The 18,416-nt window shown below is 45.3% G+C and carries 13 protein-coding genes; 9 read left to right on the plus strand and 4 right to left on the minus strand.

The genetic code is table 11. The annotated features are described in order from the left end of the window. The first annotated feature begins 15 nt into the window (after positions 1–15). The 3 genes from BGP75_RS24555 (at position 16) to BGP75_RS27300 (ending at position 5,081) form a co-directional block, all read left to right on the plus strand. Positions 16–897 (plus strand): patatin-like phospholipase family protein, encoded by an 882-nt coding sequence (locus tag BGP75_RS24555; protein ID WP_076721544.1) that lies wholly within the window; start codon positions 16–18, stop codon positions 895–897. 205 nt (positions 898–1,102) lie between these two features. After that, the gene (gene prsT / locus BGP75_RS24560; RefSeq protein WP_158070173.1) at positions 1,103–3,925 is read left to right on the plus strand and encodes an XrtA/PEP-CTERM system TPR-repeat protein PrsT; all 2,823 of its coding nucleotides are present in this window, start codon (positions 1,103–1,105) and stop codon (positions 3,923–3,925) included. Between the two features lie 262 nt (positions 3,926–4,187). After that, the gene (locus BGP75_RS27300; protein ID WP_076721546.1) at positions 4,188–5,081 is read left to right on the plus strand and encodes a PEP-CTERM sorting domain-containing protein; all 894 of its coding nucleotides are present in this window, start codon (positions 4,188–4,190) and stop codon (positions 5,079–5,081) included. Positions 5,082–5,222: 141 nt separating this feature from the next. Here BGP75_RS27300 and BGP75_RS24570 read toward each other — a convergent pair whose 3' ends face one another. Further along, positions 5,223–6,071: a ThiF family adenylyltransferase gene (locus BGP75_RS24570; protein ID WP_076721547.1), complete on the minus strand. Its 849-nt coding sequence runs from the start codon at positions 6,069–6,071 to the stop codon at positions 5,223–5,225. A gap of 226 nt (positions 6,072–6,297) precedes the next feature. Between BGP75_RS24570 and BGP75_RS24575 the strand changes: the two genes are divergently transcribed. From BGP75_RS24575 to xrt, 4 genes are all read left to right on the plus strand, one after another. Then, entirely contained in the window at positions 6,298–7,059 is a 762-nt protein-coding gene (locus tag BGP75_RS24575; RefSeq protein ID WP_076721548.1) for a serine protease, read from the plus strand. 109 nt (positions 7,060–7,168) lie between these two features. After that, positions 7,169–9,277: an XrtA/PEP-CTERM system histidine kinase PrsK gene (prsK, locus tag BGP75_RS24580; RefSeq protein WP_076721549.1), complete on the plus strand. Its 2,109-nt coding sequence runs from the start codon at positions 7,169–7,171 to the stop codon at positions 9,275–9,277. Positions 9,278–9,293: 16 nt separating this feature from the next. Further along, positions 9,294–10,757: a PEP-CTERM-box response regulator transcription factor gene (gene prsR, locus BGP75_RS24585; RefSeq protein ID WP_083705038.1), complete on the plus strand. Its 1,464-nt coding sequence runs from the start codon at positions 9,294–9,296 to the stop codon at positions 10,755–10,757. 35 nt (positions 10,758–10,792) lie between these two features. Continuing rightward, a complete protein-coding gene (xrt, locus tag BGP75_RS24590) occupies positions 10,793–12,271 on the plus strand; it encodes an exosortase (protein WP_076721550.1) in 1,479 nt (492 codons plus the stop codon). Between the two features lie 237 nt (positions 12,272–12,508). Here xrt and BGP75_RS24595 read toward each other — a convergent pair whose 3' ends face one another. From BGP75_RS24595 to BGP75_RS24605, 3 genes are all read right to left on the minus strand, one after another. Further along, a complete protein-coding gene (locus BGP75_RS24595; protein ID WP_076721551.1) occupies positions 12,509–13,846 on the minus strand; it encodes an O-antigen ligase in 1,338 nt (445 codons plus the stop codon). A 106-nt stretch (positions 13,847–13,952) separates the two neighbouring features. Further along, a complete protein-coding gene (locus tag BGP75_RS24600; protein WP_076721552.1) occupies positions 13,953–15,077 on the minus strand; it encodes a GNAT family N-acetyltransferase in 1,125 nt (374 codons plus the stop codon). Positions 15,078–15,152: 75 nt separating this feature from the next. Further along, a complete protein-coding gene (locus BGP75_RS24605; RefSeq protein WP_076721553.1) occupies positions 15,153–16,241 on the minus strand; it encodes a glycosyltransferase family 4 protein in 1,089 nt (362 codons plus the stop codon). 137 nt (positions 16,242–16,378) lie between these two features. On the opposite strand from BGP75_RS24605, the gene BGP75_RS24610 reads away from it, so the two are divergent. Together BGP75_RS24610 and BGP75_RS24615 are read left to right on the plus strand one after the other, a co-directional pair. Next, positions 16,379–17,449 carry a glycosyltransferase family 4 protein gene (locus tag BGP75_RS24610; RefSeq protein ID WP_076721554.1) on the plus strand — a complete coding sequence of 357 codons (1,071 nt, stop codon included), beginning with the start codon at positions 16,379–16,381 and terminating at the stop codon, positions 17,447–17,449. After that, positions 17,427–18,416, plus strand: a complete 990-nt coding sequence (locus BGP75_RS24615; RefSeq protein ID WP_076721555.1) for an endonuclease/exonuclease/phosphatase family protein — start codon at positions 17,427–17,429, stop codon at positions 18,414–18,416. The genes BGP75_RS24610 and BGP75_RS24615 overlap by 23 nt, the downstream gene beginning before the upstream one ends.

The following is an 18,416-nucleotide window of genomic DNA, read 5'->3' on the forward strand; positions in this document are numbered from 1 at the left end:
GGGAAGTATTTGGCGATGAGTTCTAGTGAAGAGCGTTCAATGGTACCTGTATTAGCGGGTGGTGGAAGTCGTCTCTCTGCCCATATTGGTGTACTGACAGCTCTGCAAGAATTGGATATTGAGTTTTCAGATCTGGTCGGTGTTTCAGGGGGCAGTATTGTCGGGGCTCTGTACGCCTGCGGGTGGCCGCTGTCTGAAATCAGGGAGATTGCTGAAGCGACTGACTTTGGCCAGTTTCTCGACCAGTCATTGTTCAGTCTGCTAAGGACAGGGGGGCTTTCGACCGGAGACCGGTTTGAACAGTGGATCGACGATAAGCTCAAGGGGGCACGTTTTTGTGATCTTAAGCAACGCTTCCATGTGGTGGCGACCGATGTGAGGTCAGGGTTGCCGGTTATCTTTGATGTAGATCGAACTCCTGAACTTAAAGTATCCCAAGCGGTTCGATTTTCGATGTCGATACCTATTCTGTTCAGCTTTAAAGAATTTAAAGATCATCTAATGGTTGATGGCAGTATCTTGTCAGAAGATGCTTTGCAACGAGACTGGGCTGGTGATGGTTCTACCGTGGTGGTTTTCCGGTTACGAAGTCTCCAATCCGCTGAAAAAGTCAAACGTTTGCCGTTATTTCCGCTCAAAAGCTACCTTGCGTTACTTATCAGGACATTTATGACAACAATGTCGCGGGAGTATATTAATGAGAGTTTTTGGCATTCTACTGTTGTCATCCATACCGGCAGTGTTTCTCCTATCGAATTTAAGCTATCTCCCGAACAAAAAAATGAGCTGTACCAGGCGGGGTATGATACTGCTCGCAGAATTGTGCCGATGAAGTTAGCGCGCGTGTCTGCGAGAATGGGTACAATTGAAAAAATTGCTTCTCTTGATACGGAGTAGTTTTCAGTGTTTCTGTCGATCAGCCATGCATTCAACAGATCGCATATGCCATTCTTGCCGTTAGGGGTGTTTGGCTCGGGTGTGGGCATGGTCTGGACGTCGTCTTATGTATTAATATCTGAATCCACCAATCTCTTGTATCGGTTATATTTATCAGGCTGCGAAAAGAATGGGTTATCTGGCCGTTGTAACAGGGAAATTTAAAATGTATCAGAGGAATAAAAAGACAGTGAATCGCTTCCGTGTGTCTGGTCCAAACCGCCTTTCTCGTTACTTTACCGGTACCGCAATCGGTGGTCTGTTGCTAGGGCTTGTGTCGGGTTGCGATATTCAGAAAACAGACGCTGAATATATTACAGAAGTTAAAAATTTACTGGCACAATCACAGGATCGTGAAGCTTTGATTGAGCTGAAAAACGCATTGCAATCCAATCCCGAAAACGCTGAAGCGCGTTACTTGCTGGCCAAGGTCTATCTGAGAAGTCAGGTTGGCGCTGGGGCTGAAAAAGAACTTGCTAAAGCGATTGAGTTTGGTTATTCGGCAGATGAGCTGGCGGATGAGCTGACCCTGGCATTTTTTTACCAGCATAAGTATGGGGAATTGTTGAAGCAAACCCGGCGGCTTAACATCGAAGCAAGTCCTGAAGAACCGATGATTCGGTTTTATCGTGGTCTTTCCAGTCTTTATCTGCTCAATACTCCAGATGCGTATATCAGCTTTGAGAAGGCTCACAAGAGTGCTCCTCAGTCAGCCTATGGCAAACTGGCTAAGGCCTATCTGCAGACCTATAAAGAAAAAGATCCGGCTCAAGGTCTGGCGTCAGTGTCAGCATTGCTAAACGACACGCCGGATATTGCCGAGGGGCATGTGTTGGCAATGAAACTGTACGAGGCCAGGAAATCATACCCTGAGGCAATTTCGCATCTGGAAAAGATCGTTGCGATTGAGCCTAAGCGTCTTTCTTTGTACGTGGATGCCGCCAAATTGTATTTGGCCAATGAAGATCGAGAGCAGGCGGAGAAATATATAGATAGGGTGCTGAAGTCGGCACCGACGCATCAGCAATCCTTGTTATTGAAAGCAGGTCTGTTCATTGATAAGAAGGATTGGAAAGGAGCTAAACTCTATGCTGATAAGGCACTTTCTGTTGGGCGAGACAGTAGTCAGGCGAAGTTGCTTTCAGGAATCGCGGAATTTTATCTCAGGAACTGGGAGACCAGTCATACTAATTTGTCTGCGGTCGTTGATAAATTGCCCGACAACCACGTGGCTCGGCGGATGTTAGCCTTCGTAAACTATGAATTGGGATACTACTCGGACCCTCAATCTGTTTTTGATCTTGTCGGTGGAGCCCAGAAGGGAGACGAGAAAATTCTTGCGGACCTGGGTAATAAGCTGGTCAATTCCGGGAAAGTGGATGATGCATTTGAAATGTATGAGAGAGCAGCGGAAATTGCTCCGGAAGATGCTTTAGCCCATGCAGCAGTGGGGATGCTTAAGCTGCACCAGAATGATCGCTCTGGTTCTTCAGATCTAAGCGCCGCTTTGAAAATCAGGCCGAGTTCCTTTGCTGCACGTTCAGCACTGGTGAAATTCCATTTGTTGGAAAAAGATTTTGATTCAGCATTCAAACTGGCCGATGAGACTATCACTCAAGATCCGGAAAAAGCTGAAGGATACATCCTCCTTGCCGCAATACATTCAACTGCCAACCATTATGATGATGCTGAAAAAGTGCTGGATAGCGGGCTCGAAAAAGTTACGGACGTAACTGCGATACGGATGGCAAAGGCCAAGCTTTATTTTGATCGGGGTCGTGTTGATGAGGCTGTAAAACTGGTTCGAGACGTAATTGATAAGGATCCGCAGTACTACCCTGCCTTCAGTGTATATTATGAGCTGCTTAAAAAAACCGGAGATACAGAACCAGCCTTTCAGTTAGTAAATAAAGCAGTAAATGAGGGGGCTGAGGATACTCTAAAGCTTATGTTGTCCCAGATTTATTCAGATCGGGGGGCGTTGGAAAAAGCAAGGAGTACACTGCTGACTATTGGCCAGGAATCATCCCGTTATATTGATGCTATTGTCAGGCTGGGGAATCTGGAAATGTCGGCGGGTAATTATCCGGCAGCGTTTGATTATTATCTGGCCTGGTCCGACAAAGAGCCTGATGAAATTCGCGCTTATCAAGCTCAAATAGGTGTTTTGGTAAAACAGGGGAAGTTTAAAGCGGCGTTGGAGGTGATTGACAAAGGACTAAAGGCTCTTCCGACCAATCAGTGGCTGCAAATAAATGAAGTGCGTTTTTTGTTTGCGGATGGTCGGCAGGAACTGGCCAAGCGAAAAAAGTCCAAGTTCGTTGCTAAGTATGGCGCCAATGCAGAGTTGGCGTTGATTGAAGGGAAGGATTATGCGACGCGGGGAGACTGGAAAAATGCGGCTAAGCACCTGAAAATAGCATCCGATCTACAGGCTGATCCTTTAACTGCAATACTTTATTATGAGGCGCTGACCCAACAGGGGCTGAATAAAGCAGCTGACGAGTTTTTGAATCAGTGGTCGTCAAAGCAACCGGCGGATCTAGCCTTGCAGATGTATGCTGCCAGTCAGGCACTGAAAAGCAAACAGTATTCAATGGCCATTACACTGTATAAGTCCATGCTTGCTAAGAATCCCGAAAATATTGTTGTATTGAATAACCTTGCCTCAGCGTTAGCTAAGGATAACCAGCTTAGTGATGCATTGGAGTATGCTGAACGTGCATATCAGCTGAATCCCAATATTGCTGCAGTCGTAGATACCTACGGTTATCTGACATTGCTAAATAAGGATTATAGTCGGGCGCAAGTATTGCTTGAGAAGGCTTATGATGCATTGCCTGATGATCCTGAGATCGCTTATCACTACGCGTTGTCTTTAAAGGAAAATAAGCAAGAACAAAGAGCCAGGGCTGTGCTGGAGCCGGTGCTGGATAAAGAGTTCTCAGAGAAGGCCAAGGCTCAGGCCCTGCTGCAATCGCTCCTTTAAACAGGTTTTGGGTCTTTGGATAGGTTTTTCGGATCCTATGTTGGTAAGGCCCCTGGTGTCGTTCAGGGTGTTTTTCTGAAATGGTATGTGACGGCCAAAATTATTATTCGAAAGGTGTCAGTTTTTTTTACAAATGCTATTTGGTGGTTTTTTTAATCTGCTTTAAGCTGTTGAAATTAATTAATATTTTAAAGTTGGCATTCGGATTGCTTAGTAAGGTTAACGAAACAACCTAAATAATCTTTGTAGAAGGGATTAAAAAATGAAAAATTTTACCAAGAGCGCGTTAGCTGCTTCAGTACTGCTGTTTAGTACTGGTGCTGTCGCTAACGACATGTTTATCGACTTGGGCGATAACGCCTACGATACAGCGGCAATTTTCTCACTGGGAGATGCAAACACTAGTACTGGCTTGTTTAACGAGTTTGGTTTTAGTGGGTTGCTTGCAACTTCTGTTTATGATTTCACTGATGGTTCTGTATTCGGTAGCTTCTTTGATACTAATATTCCAGGCGAGCTGGCTGGGCTTGGTATTCCAGCTGCTGGCACGGCTCTTGACGGAGTTACACCTGTTGCGCTAACAACGCCAACTGATGGTCAGCAGGATATTGATGCACTTAACCCATTGGCTCCACCAAATATCGGCTCTGATAGTGAAGGTTTTGGTCTGAGCTGGAACCTGAACGTACTGTATCACTTTGATGGTATGTTGACTGCTACTGGTCCTGTATACACAGGCGGTACTTTTGAAGTGTTCTTTGATGATGATCTGGCTGTTGGTGGTGCTATTGCAGATGGTACCAAGGTGTTGGGTGGTTCATTAACAGGTTCCAGCATTGTTGGTCCTAACCTTGATCTGTTCTTCGACATTGATTTCGCGTTAGATGATTTCCTTTGGATTGATGCGGGTGGCGGTAACTTCCTTGATGCGCATGATGAGCTTGCTGCGGGTAACACACCTGTACTGGAGCTGGATACTAACGTAGATCCTCCAATTCCTACTGCTGATCAATTGCTGCTTGTTGGTACAAATGCAATTCGTCAGTCCAACCTTGATGGTTCTATCACTGCAAGCGTTCCTGAGCCAGGTTCTTTAGCGCTGCTGGGATTGGGTCTTCTTGGTCTGGGTGCTGCAGCTCGTCGCAAGGCTGCCTAGTATAGTATTCTCGAAGAATTAGGTTGAATCGTAAAAGGGAGCGCATATGCGCTCCCTTTTTTTGTGTGAGTTTTTTTGTCTAAAAAGAAACGATGCGTGGAAAGAAATTGCTGGTGGGATGTCTGATGTATCTGGTTCGGGTCAGCCCAGTATTTTTTTGGCGATTCGAAAAGATATCTGTTGTAACGGATGTTTGTTGCCCCACCACCGGTGAGTGATCTTGCTTTTATTCAGATAACCGTCGAAATGTAATCCATAGGGTGCTGATAGTACGGACCCTCTTCCTAACAGAATCTTAAGTGCGTTGATTCCTGCTATACCTGCGCATAGATCAACAGCCATTGGCATTGAAGGTCCTTTGTGTGCGTCAAAGTCTGCGGTGCTTTTATCGACCAGGTAGTGTCGCTGCCACATGGTGGGGGCTAAACCAATGAGAAATCTGATCAATTGATCTTTTTCGCTCAGTCCGTCGAGTCTGAAGTAATCCTCAAATGACATTTTTCCAGGTATAAATGCCAGGAATGCACAACCCATCCCAAGTGGGGCTGCGGTTATTGCGGGAATTTTTTTTTCTTCACATTTTTTAAAAACCAGTTTTCTTGCCTCTAGTGCAAAAAAGTCCAGAGCGTCCACATATAGATCGACGCCTTCTAAGAACTGGTCAACATTTTGGGAATCTATGCCTTCCGGAAACTCCTGAATATTGAGCTCGGGATTTATATCCAGAGCTCTTTCTTTCATCACATCAAGCTTTGGTCGATCAAGTGTGCTCATAGAAGCACCCTGTTGTCGGTTAAAGTTGTGTACTTCAAATGTATCAAAGTCCGAAATGTTAAATCCGCCGATTCCTAATCTTGACAGTGTTATTAAGTGGGCTCCGCCAACGCCTCCCAAACCGGCAATGGCAATGCGTTTTTGACGAAGGGTGTTCTGCTCGTCTAAGGTAACCCATCCAATATTTCGTGAAACTGCCGCATCATAGTTGTACATTTAACAACCCTGTTTTTATTGAGTGGTATCGAGTTCTAAAATCTAAACCCGTTCTTGCCAGGCGTTTAATTCAATTCACATACAGTCGTGTTTTCAAAGGCATATCTGCATCAATATACTGGTGTAGAATACAGTATAGTTTGAAGCGATGTCTGCTGTTAGAGCTGTTATTAATCAAGGGTTGTTCTTTTTGGAAAAATGGCGCCCGAGGTAAAGAGAGTATCGGATGAAGAAGATAAGCGTATCGTTGTGTCTTGCTTTGATTTTTGTGTTTGGGATGGAGCCGCGGCCTAGTGCAGCAGCGCTTGCTGATACGATTGAGCAGATAAAGCCTGCAGTTGTCGGTGTGGGTACCTTTCAGCCGACACGGCGACCTCGGAGTAAGTTATTAGGCACCGGTTTTGCCGTATCAGGTCGTTATGTCCTGACTAACTATCATGTTGCCGGAGTCGATCTGGATAAGGAAAACAGGGAGCATCTGATTGTTTTTGTAGGTACTGGCGCTAAGCCCAAGCGTCTGAAGGCTAAGTTAGTTAAATCAGACAAGGTGCATGACCTGGCTGTACTTGAGGTTGATTTCCCCATTCCGTCTGTACGGCTTTCCGATACTAGAGTTCAACGGGAGGGTACCGAGGTTGCGTTTACCGGGTTTCCTATAGGTGCAGTGCTAGGGCTTTATCCGGTCACCCATCGAGGTTTGATTTCAAGTGTTACTCCAATCGCAATACCTTCTTCTGCTTCTAAGCTATTGAGTGCTAATAAGATTAAACGACTGAGAAATCCAACTCTGGTGTATCAGCTGGATGCGACCGCGTACCCGGGAAACAGTGGCAGTCCTCTATTTTTACCTGAAACTGGAGAGGTCATTGGAATTCTCAATATGGTGCATGTGAAGACAACCAAAGAAGATGTGTTAAGTAAGCCAAGCGGTATTAGTTTTGCGATTCCAATAAAGCATGCTGTTGAACTGATCAGAAGTTTACCTTGATTTATAACCCTTTAGAGCGTTCAGTCGTCTTCAGGGCGCAATCTATAGTGGGATTCTTTGGTGTATACTTGCGCCTCTTGTGTTATTCACGGATGCATAGTCACAAACTATGAGTATTTCAATCAGCTATTTATTTAGTGCGCTTTTGTTTTCGATTGTTCTTGTATTGTCTCTCGTTACCTGGCGTGGTCGCCTACACGGCGTTTGGCTTGTTCAGGCGCTGCTGATCAGTGTGCTCTGGTCGGTTTTTCATAGCCTAAACAGTGTTTTTGATGGAGAAGGCCTGGGTGGGCTTTTTATAGGGGATAATCTCGGCAGTTCGCTGATGGATAAAGGGCCCAGTCTCCAGGCTTTTGTTGATATCCTGCGTAACTTTAGCTGGACGTTGCTGCTGCTGAAACTATATAGCCTGCAGCAAGGGGTGGAAAAGGCCAACTTCTGGGGGCTGCGATCCCTGCATTGCCTGGTTGCCGGAGGATTGATTTTGGTTTTCGCAAACCTTATTCAATTCTCAACAGTTCCCTGGCGGCATTGGATACCGGTTAATATTGTCCATTTCGGTCCTTTTGTGCTGGTGATTTTCACACTTTATTTACTTGAACAATGGTACCGCAATATCCCGAGAGAACAGCGTTGGGCGGTCAAGTTTCTGGCTGTAGGGCTTGCTGTTACCTTTGGCTATGACTTTATTCTTTTTTCAGAGGCCTTGTTATACGGCAGGATTGATCCCACTTTATGGGCCGCCCGTGGCTGGGTTTCGTCTCTGATGGTTCCTTTGATAGCGGTTTCTGTATATCGAGCAAAGGGATTAGATGAATCAGTCAGGCTTTCTCATCGAGCAGCCTATTATTCTACAGGCTTGCTGTTGGCAGGAACCTATCTGTTAGTGATGGCGTTAGTTGGGTATTACCTTCGCTGGTTTGGTGGTAGCTGGGGGAGTGCTGTCCAGGTTGTGTTTCTGGTATTGTCCTTTTCCTCTTTGGCGTTGCTTGTCGGGTCCGGCAAGTTGCGAGCTATGATTGCTGTCTGGATTAGTAAGCATTTTTTTGCATATAAGTATGACTACCGAGAAGAGTGGGTCAGAGCCAATCGTCGGTTTGCTGTAGCATCAACCAAGGACGATTATTATGGTGAGTTGTTACAGGCGATTACCGCTCCTATGGATTCCAGGGGAGGGGCGCTTTGGGCCCGGCATGGAGAAGAATTTATTCTGCGCTCGGAGTGGAATTGTGAGCGTTTTCCTGCGCTTTCTTATCAAGGCGACAGTGAGTTATTGCTGTTTTTACAGCAAACGGGTTGGGTTATAGAGTTGGAAGAATATCGTCGTGATCCGTCTCATTATAACAATATAGAACTCCCTGAATGGCTCTTTAACTCTCCGACATTGTGGCTGGTGCTTCCATTAATACATCAAGATGAGGTACAGGGGCTGGTTGGGTTGGGATACCCGCGTGCCGCGCGAGTACTGGATTGGGAAGATCGAGACCTGCTTAAGGCGTTGGGCGGGCAGTTGGCCACTTTACTGGCATTGCAATCAGCAAACGATGCCTTAACGGAATCTCGTCAGTTCGAAGCCTTCAATCGACTTTCGGCATTTGTGGTCCATGATCTTAAGAACGTCATTGCTCAATTGTCGTTGGTTGTCACGAATGCTGAACGCCATAAACATAACCCGGAATTTGTTGATGATGCTCTGGACACGCTGGCAAACGCCGTCTCACGAATGAATCGTCTGTTGAGTCAGTTGCGTCAGGAGAGTCAATTGAATAGCCATTCTGAAGTGGTTCAGGTTGCTGCTGTAGCAAAAGCGGTCGAAGTTAATCAGAAGGAGCAGCGGCCATCCCTTGTGCTTGAAAAGATGGATACCGAAGCCAAAGTTCAAGTGGAGAAAGAGCGTTTAATTTCCGTGTTGGGTCATCTGGTTCAAAATGCTCAGGAAGCAACGGATGAGTCTGGTTCGGTGAAAATGTCCATTGATGTTGATGATGATTGGTTGAGCTTTGTGGTTGAGGATACCGGTGTGGGTATGGATGAAGAATTTATACGAAACCGGCTGTTCAAGCCCTTTGATACAACAAAGGGGCGTGCGGGGATGGGAATTGGTGTCTATGAAGCCCAGCAATCGGTCAAAAGCTGGAGAGGACATATTAGTGTTACAAGTAGTGTTGGTGAAGGTACTATTTTCAGGGTAACCTTACCGTTGTATCGTACTGGCTAGAATAAACAAGGAAGCGATGGTGGCAACAGACGTATCGGCAAAAAAAGCAGCAAACAAGGTACGGAATAAAAAGGAAAACGAAGTGGGTGATAGTGCAAAAACAGTAAAAAAAGCAGAACGAAAAACCCTGTTGATCGTAGAAGATGATCGCGGTTTACAAAAACAGCTCAGATGGTGTTTTGAGCAGTATGATCTCGTCTTTGCTGAAGATCATGAGTCTGCAATAACTCAATTACGTCGATTTGAACCATCTGTGGTTACGCTTGATTTGGGGTTGCCACCAGATCCTGCAAATGCATCCGTTGGTTTGGGCGTTTTACAGGAAATACTGAAGCTGGCCCCCCGAACCAAGGTTATTGTCGTTACTGGAAATGATGATAAAGCGAATGCCATTAAGGCTGTTGACCTTGGCGCTTATGATTATTACCAGAAGCCAATAGATCCAGATGTGCTTGGCCTGGTGGTTGAACGGGCTTTTAAGCTGGGAGAGCTTGAAGAGGAAAATCGAAAGCTTGCAGCACTGCGTCATGCTACCCCGCTTGAGGGGTTGGTGGCTGCCTCTGATGAAATGCTGGATATTTGCCGTACTATTGAAAAAATTGCCCCTGCGGATATCGGTACTTTATTACTTGGCGAAAGTGGCACCGGTAAGGAAGTTCTTGCTCGTGCAATTCACCAGTTAAGCAATCGGTCTGAAGGTAAGTTTGTGGCAATAAATTGCGCATCTATACCAGATAATCTGTTGGAAAGTGAGTTATTTGGTTATGAGAAAGGAGCGTTCACTGGTGCCGTTAAGCAGACACCGGGAAAGATAGAGACCGCTCACAAGGGAACCCTTTTTCTGGATGAAATAGGGGATATGCCGATGCCGCTGCAAGCAAAAATGTTGCGTTTTTTACAGGAAAAAACAATTGAACGCATTGGTGGGCGGGAAGAAATTGGCGTTGATGTCCGCATTATCAGTGCAACTCACCAGAACCTGGAGCAATTGATTCAACAGGCTCTCTTTCGTGAAGATCTTTTTTACCGTTTGAGTGAATTTACTATCAATATTCCGCCTTTAAGAGATCGGGGTGGAGATGCCATTGTTATTGCAAGAGCCTTTTTAACCAAGTATGCAGAACAGTTTTCCAAGAGTGTTCGGGGTTACTCGGAGGATGCTGTCAGCGCAATTGGTGGATTCAATTGGCCTGGTAATATTCGTGAACTTGAGAACCGGGTAAAAAGGGCCGTTGTTATGGCTGATAACGGTCTGGTATCTGCTAAAGACCTGGATCTGAAAGTGCCGGAAACCGAAGTTGATCAGTTCCCGTTCAATCTTAAAGAAGCGCGCGAGCAAATGGAGCGATCACTGATTATCCGGGCAATTAACCACACCCAAAATAATATTACCAAAGCGTCTGAGTTGCTTGGGGTTACCAGGCCGACACTTTATGCGTTGATGAGCAAACACAATATTCAATCGATTGAAGAGGCGTAAAGAAGGGTATGTTAACGTCCTCGGTACGGAGTGTCATGTCGGAAAAGCACTGTTGGGTGGCGTACTCTCTTGCTGTGCTTCTGCCGGTTTTCCTGTTTATCAGTAATTCGGCAATGATGTTGGATCTTTGGAAGTACAGCTTTGATGACGGGACCTATTCCCATGCTTTTCTGATGCCGCCGGTTTTTCTCTATCTGATCTATGAGGCCCATGCCAGAGGGAGGCTACGTTTTAACGATGGACTGCCACTTGCTGTTTTAGCGGCATTTATATTGGTGACCTTGTTGTATCTTGCAGCCTATAGCGCTCAAATTGCGATACTGTATAGAGTTCTCTTTCCGCTATCAGTGCTATTGGCGATGTTTTTACTCTTCAGGCCAAGCATTGCTGTGGCGATGCCGGTTGTTGTGATCTGGTTTGTGTTTCCCATATGGGGAGTGCTCACTGCGCCGTTACAGGGTATGTCGGTATCTGCCGTCAATTTCTTGATGTCATTTTCCAGTATACCTACTTACGTTGAAGGAAATTTTGTTCAAATTCCCTCGGGATTATTTGAGATTGCAGGAGGTTGTAGTGGGTTACGTTACTTTATTGTCTCGCTGTTGCTGTGCATGCTTTTTGTTTATCTCAATATTTCCAACTGGCGCAAAGCGCTGATATTTATAGCCGTGGCGTTGCTGGGAGCCTTGGTGATCAACTGGATAAGGATAGTGATTCTTATCTATGTTGGTCATTTTACTGAAATGCAAAGCAGTCTAATGGAGGACCATAATCAACTTGGCTGGTATTTATACGTTCCTTATCTGATTGCATTGATGGCGTTTGGAGGACGTCTTAGGGATGAGCTTCCGAAAGAGGAGGCTGAGCAGCATGAGAAGTCTGAACAGGAAACTGGTCGGGTCACCCGGGATAATCCTGCTATATCAGGCTCAAAAGTTCCTGTTTTAAATCTGTCGGTATTGATCTTTTTCGGTGTCGTTCTGTCCAGTACAACAGTAGCGACTGTTGCTTCCTGGAAAGGGAGTTCTACTGCTTTGCAAAGCCCGTTGAAGGAATCAGCAAGCTTGATCGGATGGGAGCCCGGCGACGCTGAGGACCTGGTTCCTGCTGTTCAGGATTTTTCGAGTGTTGCTGGTTTTAGTCGATTGGTTTCCGACAATCGTTTGCTTTACCGAAAATACCTCTTTTCGGGAGAAGATGAAGCATTAAAGGCCACTTATTATCTTCATCAGGCGATGCCCGAAGAAGGTTGGAGGCAAGTGAGTCGTGACTCGGATGAATTGGCAAATTACCTCGTGGCAAGGGATGGATTTCGTCAAAATGCCGTTGCTGCCTATTGGTATCAGTACGGAGAGTTGACAACGCCCAGTCGCCAGCATTTAAGGTTGGAGCGACTGAAGTCCTTCTATACTCTGAACAGATCAACTGCACTACACTGGCTATGGCTTCCTTGTGAGCAGGAATGTGAGGCAGAGCTTGAAACAATCAAGCAGCAGGTCAAGGCGTTGCAATAAGGGGCTACGATAAAAGGTAATAGTTTTTATTGATAGTATTGATGGCCTTTCTTTGGTCATCAATATCTGAAGCCGTTCCAATCAGACTACTTGTCCTGTTGGAATCTTGTTTCTGCTGTGCATGGTGATCTCGCTGTGCTTTCTTAGGTTTATTGTTCATTTTTTTGTATATCAGCCTCTTTTCTTTAATAGTAAAGAGGCTGATTCTGTTGCGTCAGATCTCTGTGCTCACCCTGTCTACCGGAGCCCTATTTTCAGCGTCAGATAAACTGCGATAATGACTACCCAGCAATAGCCCATACAGGAGAACACGGTATCGCGGCTGTAATATCGGTAAAAGTCGGGCATTAGCTTAAACAGTCTTATATGAGAGGCAATGCTCATTCCCATAAAGATGAACAGTAAGAGCGTATAGGTTCGGCTAAGAAAAAAAGCCGTGATCATAAAACCGATCATAGAGTAGAAAAGAGTCTTGTTTATCAAGAGTTCTTCGGTGCACTCTTTGCTCACGGGTTGAGCAGCAATGAGTTCTTTTCTGTCTTCTGAATAGGTTGGTTTTTGAGACTTCAAAAAAATGTAACTGACAAAAACTGTCAGGATGAGGGCGCCTCCCCAGAGAGAATATCCGGGAATACCCAGCTCGCCAGCAATCAGGACGTAGGAGTTATGGGCTGTTTTGCCGTGCCAGTCAATAAAGTTCCCCATGCCAACGCCAAACACGGGGTTATGTATTAGCATCTGAATGCCATCATACCAGGCATCAAGGCGGCCCTGAGAGGAGGAGTCTGCGGCAGATATTCCTCTAAAGCTAGAAAGCAACGTAGCAAGTGCTGGTGCTATTACAACGGAAATAAGCACCATTTTCGCGCTGCCATAGGATATCAGGAAATAAAGTCCAACCAGGGACAGCGCCCCAAGTAAAGTGCCGCGGGAGTCTGTCAGGTAAATGCCGTAGCAGATAGCCGTGAATACTGCCAGCATTAGCAACTTTTTGATCATTCCTCCCGTATGAAAAAAGTAAACCACGAAGGGGATGTTCATCACCAGGAACATTCCAAGATCGTTAGGGTCGCTAAAAAATCCCAGATAAGTAATTCGTCCATCACCAACCGATTGTGAATCACCGGCCCAACCGTATCCAAAGAAATTCAATTGCTGACTATGGCCGTTATGGACCATAAACATTGAGGCCGCCAGGCATATCCACATCAGCAGGATCTGGCGCTGAATTGTCGTGATGGCTGTACTGAATAAAAACAGGGGAATAATTGAGCTGACCAGTAATCTTTCAGACTGATTTATCCCCTGCATTCCCCATCCATTTAGAAACGCTGAGACACTGATAAACGGTAGTAGTGCCAGCAGCATCCAATGCTGCGGGTACAGTTTGATGGGGCGTTGGGCAATAAGGACGATTAAAAAACAAATAATTGCGCACACTTTTATTAGAATCCATTCGGCACTTTCCTGCCAGAATTCATGAGGTCGAATAAGAACTAACGCGGTATATAAGAAGAGAAAGAAAAATGCGACTGCAGAATCCTTTTCTTCAACTTGTGGAGTGTTAATGACCATCAGTAATTATCCATGTTCTATTATGTTGCTTAGTGCTTATATGCAACGTAGTTTGTTTAGTTCAATGAGCATTGCAGCCTGGTCATTGTGTTAAGTTAAAAGCACCTTAGACTGACTGCTTTCTGATTGTGCCAATCGATCGTTTGATGTCTCTGATTTGTTCCATTCCCTGTGCTGTATAGTAGCGTAAAGCTCCTGAGCTGGAGCGCGGGAAGGCCGTAAGGTTTATGATCGGCGTTTGTTTGCTCGCCCAGGATTTTTTATAGCTAATTTCACCACCGCGCATAAAGTCGTAGGAGTGGTATTCATCAGCCGCTGTCAATAAGACGGCTATGTGAGCAAGAATACCTGGAGAACCGCTGCAAGATGTATCAATGCCCGATTGGTAATAGTAGATTTGGCCCTGGCAATAGAAACAATAAATAGCAGCGACAGCTGTTTTATGCTCGTTTGCTTTACTTATTATGAGTATTTTCGCGCCTTCGCCAGGAGCAATCAAGTCGAAATAGCGCCGATGAAACTGGTAAAAAAGATCATTGACAAAGGCCCCTTTTTTACCGTTTGCCTTCCAGCGTATTTCATGCAGGCGTTGCAGAATCGGCCAGGCACTATCGAACTCGTCTGGTTGACTAAATGTATCGATTTGGTAGCTATTGTCCAGAAACCGGTTCAGCAATCTTAAGGCTTTCTTTGAAAGGTTGCTTGAGGGCAGGGTTTTTAGCGTCGTCTTGACATCTTGGCCTAACGGGACCTGATATCGTACACCATTTCTTTTGGTCTGAACGTAACAATGGGTAGCAGACCAAAGCTTATGTAGTAAAGACGTTTCTTCAATTTGATCCAATTGCACCTGTTTGATGCTATTTAGCGTCTGGCTTTGATGTTTGGCTAGCGTTTGAATTACTTCTTGCTGTAGGCCGGCAGTCACAATAATGTCGACAAACTCGGAACAGATTTCAGTTTCTTCCGGCTCTCCCTTTCCCATTAGATATAGCGAGATTGTACCTGCTTCTTTACGCGAGTAATAAGGAACAATCGCAACCAGCTGCTGCTCTGTATAGACGCAGTATATATGCAGCTTCCAGTTTGTTTCCTTGAATGTATTCCACCAACTGTGAAGCCACTCCCAGCTGTTGCATAACTCCGGTTTCGAAGAGAGTTTATGCAGTTCACACCAGGTTTTTTCCAGTGCGGTAAACTGATGGTCATCGGTGATGACACGAATTTCCATGGGTAATGAGGCACCTTAAGACGACGAAGTAATGATCATCTGATATTCAACAAATCTGTATGGCTTGCAAAGCTTTTATGAAGCTGCGTAACGTTCAAATATTTCAATGTATGAGTTGATCATATGATCCAGAGAAAATTTCTTTGATACCCGCTCGTAGCCCTCGTTTCCCATCTGTTTTCTTAAGTTGGGGGAGGCAATCAGCTCTCTCAGTGCATTTGCCAGTGCTTCAGCGTTTGAGGGAGGGATCAGTATGCCCGTTTTTCCGTTGTCTATAATATCAACGATCCCTCCTACCTGAGTGGCCACTACGGGCTTCGCCATTGCGCCAGCCTCAATAAACACCAACCCAAATGCTTCTTCCAACGAGGGTTGAACAAATATATCTGCAGCTTCCATCCATTCAGGTGCATTATCGATTTGTCCCAGAAAGTTGACCTGTTTGGATAGATTTAGCCTGCTGGCCATTTCTTCTAGATTTTTTCTCTCTGCCGGACTGCCATCGCCAGCAATATAGAGAACCAGTTCCGGGTGGTCTGGGAGCAGCATGGCCAGCGCTTCCAGCGTGAATTGATGCCCTTTGATTTCACCCAGATGCCCGAGACTGAATATCATTAATTTCGAAGGGTCTATATCCAGTCGCTTTCGCTGTTTTTCTATTGAAGACAGTGTGGGTGGTTGGTCGATACGAGTACCCCCATGAACCACTGAGCTGTTATTGGTTGAAACTTTAAGCTTCTCTCTAAGCAATCTCATCCGGTCATTGGAAACGGATACAAAATGACTAAGACTAAGTTTAATAAGACTGTTTACAGTGGATGGTTCGTAACGGGCCATGTCTGAGCGATGAAAGGTGCCAATGGTTTTTACCCCGCATATTCGACCGGCCAGACCTGCGTAAAGCTGACTGAATTCGCAATGGGCATGGATGATATCGATATTGGATTGTCTGATCAGCGCTATCAGTTTAAATACCAGTGACCAATTGATGCCTTTCCGACGATTTATAACTACGATGCCAGGGAGTTCAACCCAATCTGCCGGTTGTGAAAAGCAGACTGGAGTTACTGTAATACCACTTTGGCGCAATCCTTCGACCGTATCTGAAAACCTTACTGTGCGGCCGCCTTTTTCAAGGCTCTGAACAACTTCCATTACGTTCATTTTTTATGAATTCCCTCACTGTTCGCGCTATATATAAATGATTTGACAGAAAAAGCTGTTTTATCAACAGCGACAGACTTATCATGCAACATTTGATTTTCCAATATGTCAGTATACAGAATTAAGCGCCCCTAGAAATGAGAAAACCAACATCTGTAGCTCATGTTGTCGCCAGCCTTAAGGTTGGCGGTGCTGAACGTTTTGTAATAGATCTTTGTCGTTCACAGGCAAAAAAAGGGCTGCAACCTATTATTGTTTCCCTGGGGGCTGCTGATGATCTTTTAGTGGCTGAAGCGGCTACCCAGAACATACCCGTGACCATTATAACGGGTAGCAGATCTACCAAGCAGTTAAGGATGTTTCTTACCCTGAAAAAATGCCAGATATTGCATGTCCATTCTCCCCATTCGCTGAAGTTTATGTCCTTCGTATTGCCGTTACTCAGGAAGAAAAAAATTGTCTATACCCGACATGGAGCCGCGCCATTAAAAGCCAATCACTGGGTTCGTTTACATAAGCATGCAGCGCGTTTTATAAACGCTATTGCCTTTGTTTCAAAGGAAGGGGCTGATGCATTTCACTCAACGCATGATTGGCGGAATGTTCCCAGTCTGGTTATAGATAACGGTGTTAGCATTGATCAAATGCGACCGGAGCCCCTTAACTCTGAGATGGGTGTTCTGCGGCTGGGTTCTGTTGGAAGGATGGTTCCCTTAAAAAATCAAATAGGGCTGCTGCATGCCATAGCGCTTTTGGACAAGCAAACAAGATCAGGGATCGAAGTGCATTTTTTTGGCGATGGTGATTGTTTATCAGACCTAAAGGAATACCATTCATCCAACCTCAACGACATCAATGTCGTTTTTCACGGAATGATTAAAGACCGTGATAAAATTTATAACTCTTTCGATGCTTTGGTCGTGACTTCGGAAACAGAAGGGCTGTCGTTAGCTATTATTGAAGCTATGGTTTACCAACGGGCTATTATTGCAACCGATGTTGGTGGCAATCCTCGTCTGGTTGAAAATGATGTAACCGGGTGGCTAATACCCTACAACGACCCAAACGTCCTTAGCGGCTGTATTCGGCGTTTGATGGAAAGTCCTCAACTTCTTGCAAAATTGGCACAGGCCTCCCGTACAAAAGTGTTGGCTGAATTCTCGATTGATGCTGCAGCGATGAAATATGAAGAACTCTACAAACTCTAGGTCTCAAAAATTCTGGAGATTATTTTTTTTAGCTACGTTTGGTTTTGTCGTTGCAATTACCTTACTGCCGTTCTGGCCCGAAACGTCGCTGTTCTCGATTTTGGGGTACGTGCTTCTCTTTGCACCTCGCTGGTGGGTTCTGGCAATTCCTCTTTTCCTTATTCTGGGCTATCGATCTTACTCACGCTGGCAACGATATGCCTTGTTACCGTTATTTGTCCTCTGTATTAATTTTCTTGATGTGCAATGGTTGCCTAGTTATTCAATTGATGAAACCGACACACTTGATATAAAGGTGATGTCCGTTAACGTTGGTAACTCTGGTGACAAGCAAAGTCTTCGGCGACTTATAGAAGAAAACGAACCTTATGTTGTCTTTCTGCAGGAGGCTCGTAAGGCGTCCATGGAGCAGATTTTTGACGATAGCTGGATAACAGATTGCGCGGGTTCTCTCTGTATCGCCAGTAAGTTTGCAATCCAGCGAGTGGACGCCTTGAGTCGAAGGAGCTTAGGAGGTTGGGGGGCATTTGCAACCAAATATAATGCCGATATTTTCGGAGAAAAAGTGCAGCTGATTAATGTTCATCTGGATACACCGAGGGCTGTATTAGAAGGCCTGATTCATATGGATGTGGATATTTCTAACGCCGATGACAATTCCCTGAGTAGGAATGTACAGGCCAGTTTAGTGAGCAGCTGGGTGGAAGACAGGTTGCCAGCGATTATCGCCGGTGATTTCAATATGCCCGATAACGAAAACATCTATCAGCGCTACCTTGGTAAGCTCAACAATGTATTAGACTATTCAGACATAGGGTTGCGCTATACCAAATATACCAAGTGGCACGGTATAAGAATCGACCATATACTATTCAGTGATTACTTCACAGCAAAACGGGCTGATGTGCTTGATGATTTTGGAGGAGATCACCGGCCTGTTCTTGCCGTCCTTGGTCAACCAATATGA

It is taken from the genome of Motiliproteus sp. MSK22-1 (genome assembly GCF_001968815.1).
Lineage (GTDB): Bacteria > Pseudomonadota > Gammaproteobacteria > Pseudomonadales > Balneatricaceae > Motiliproteus.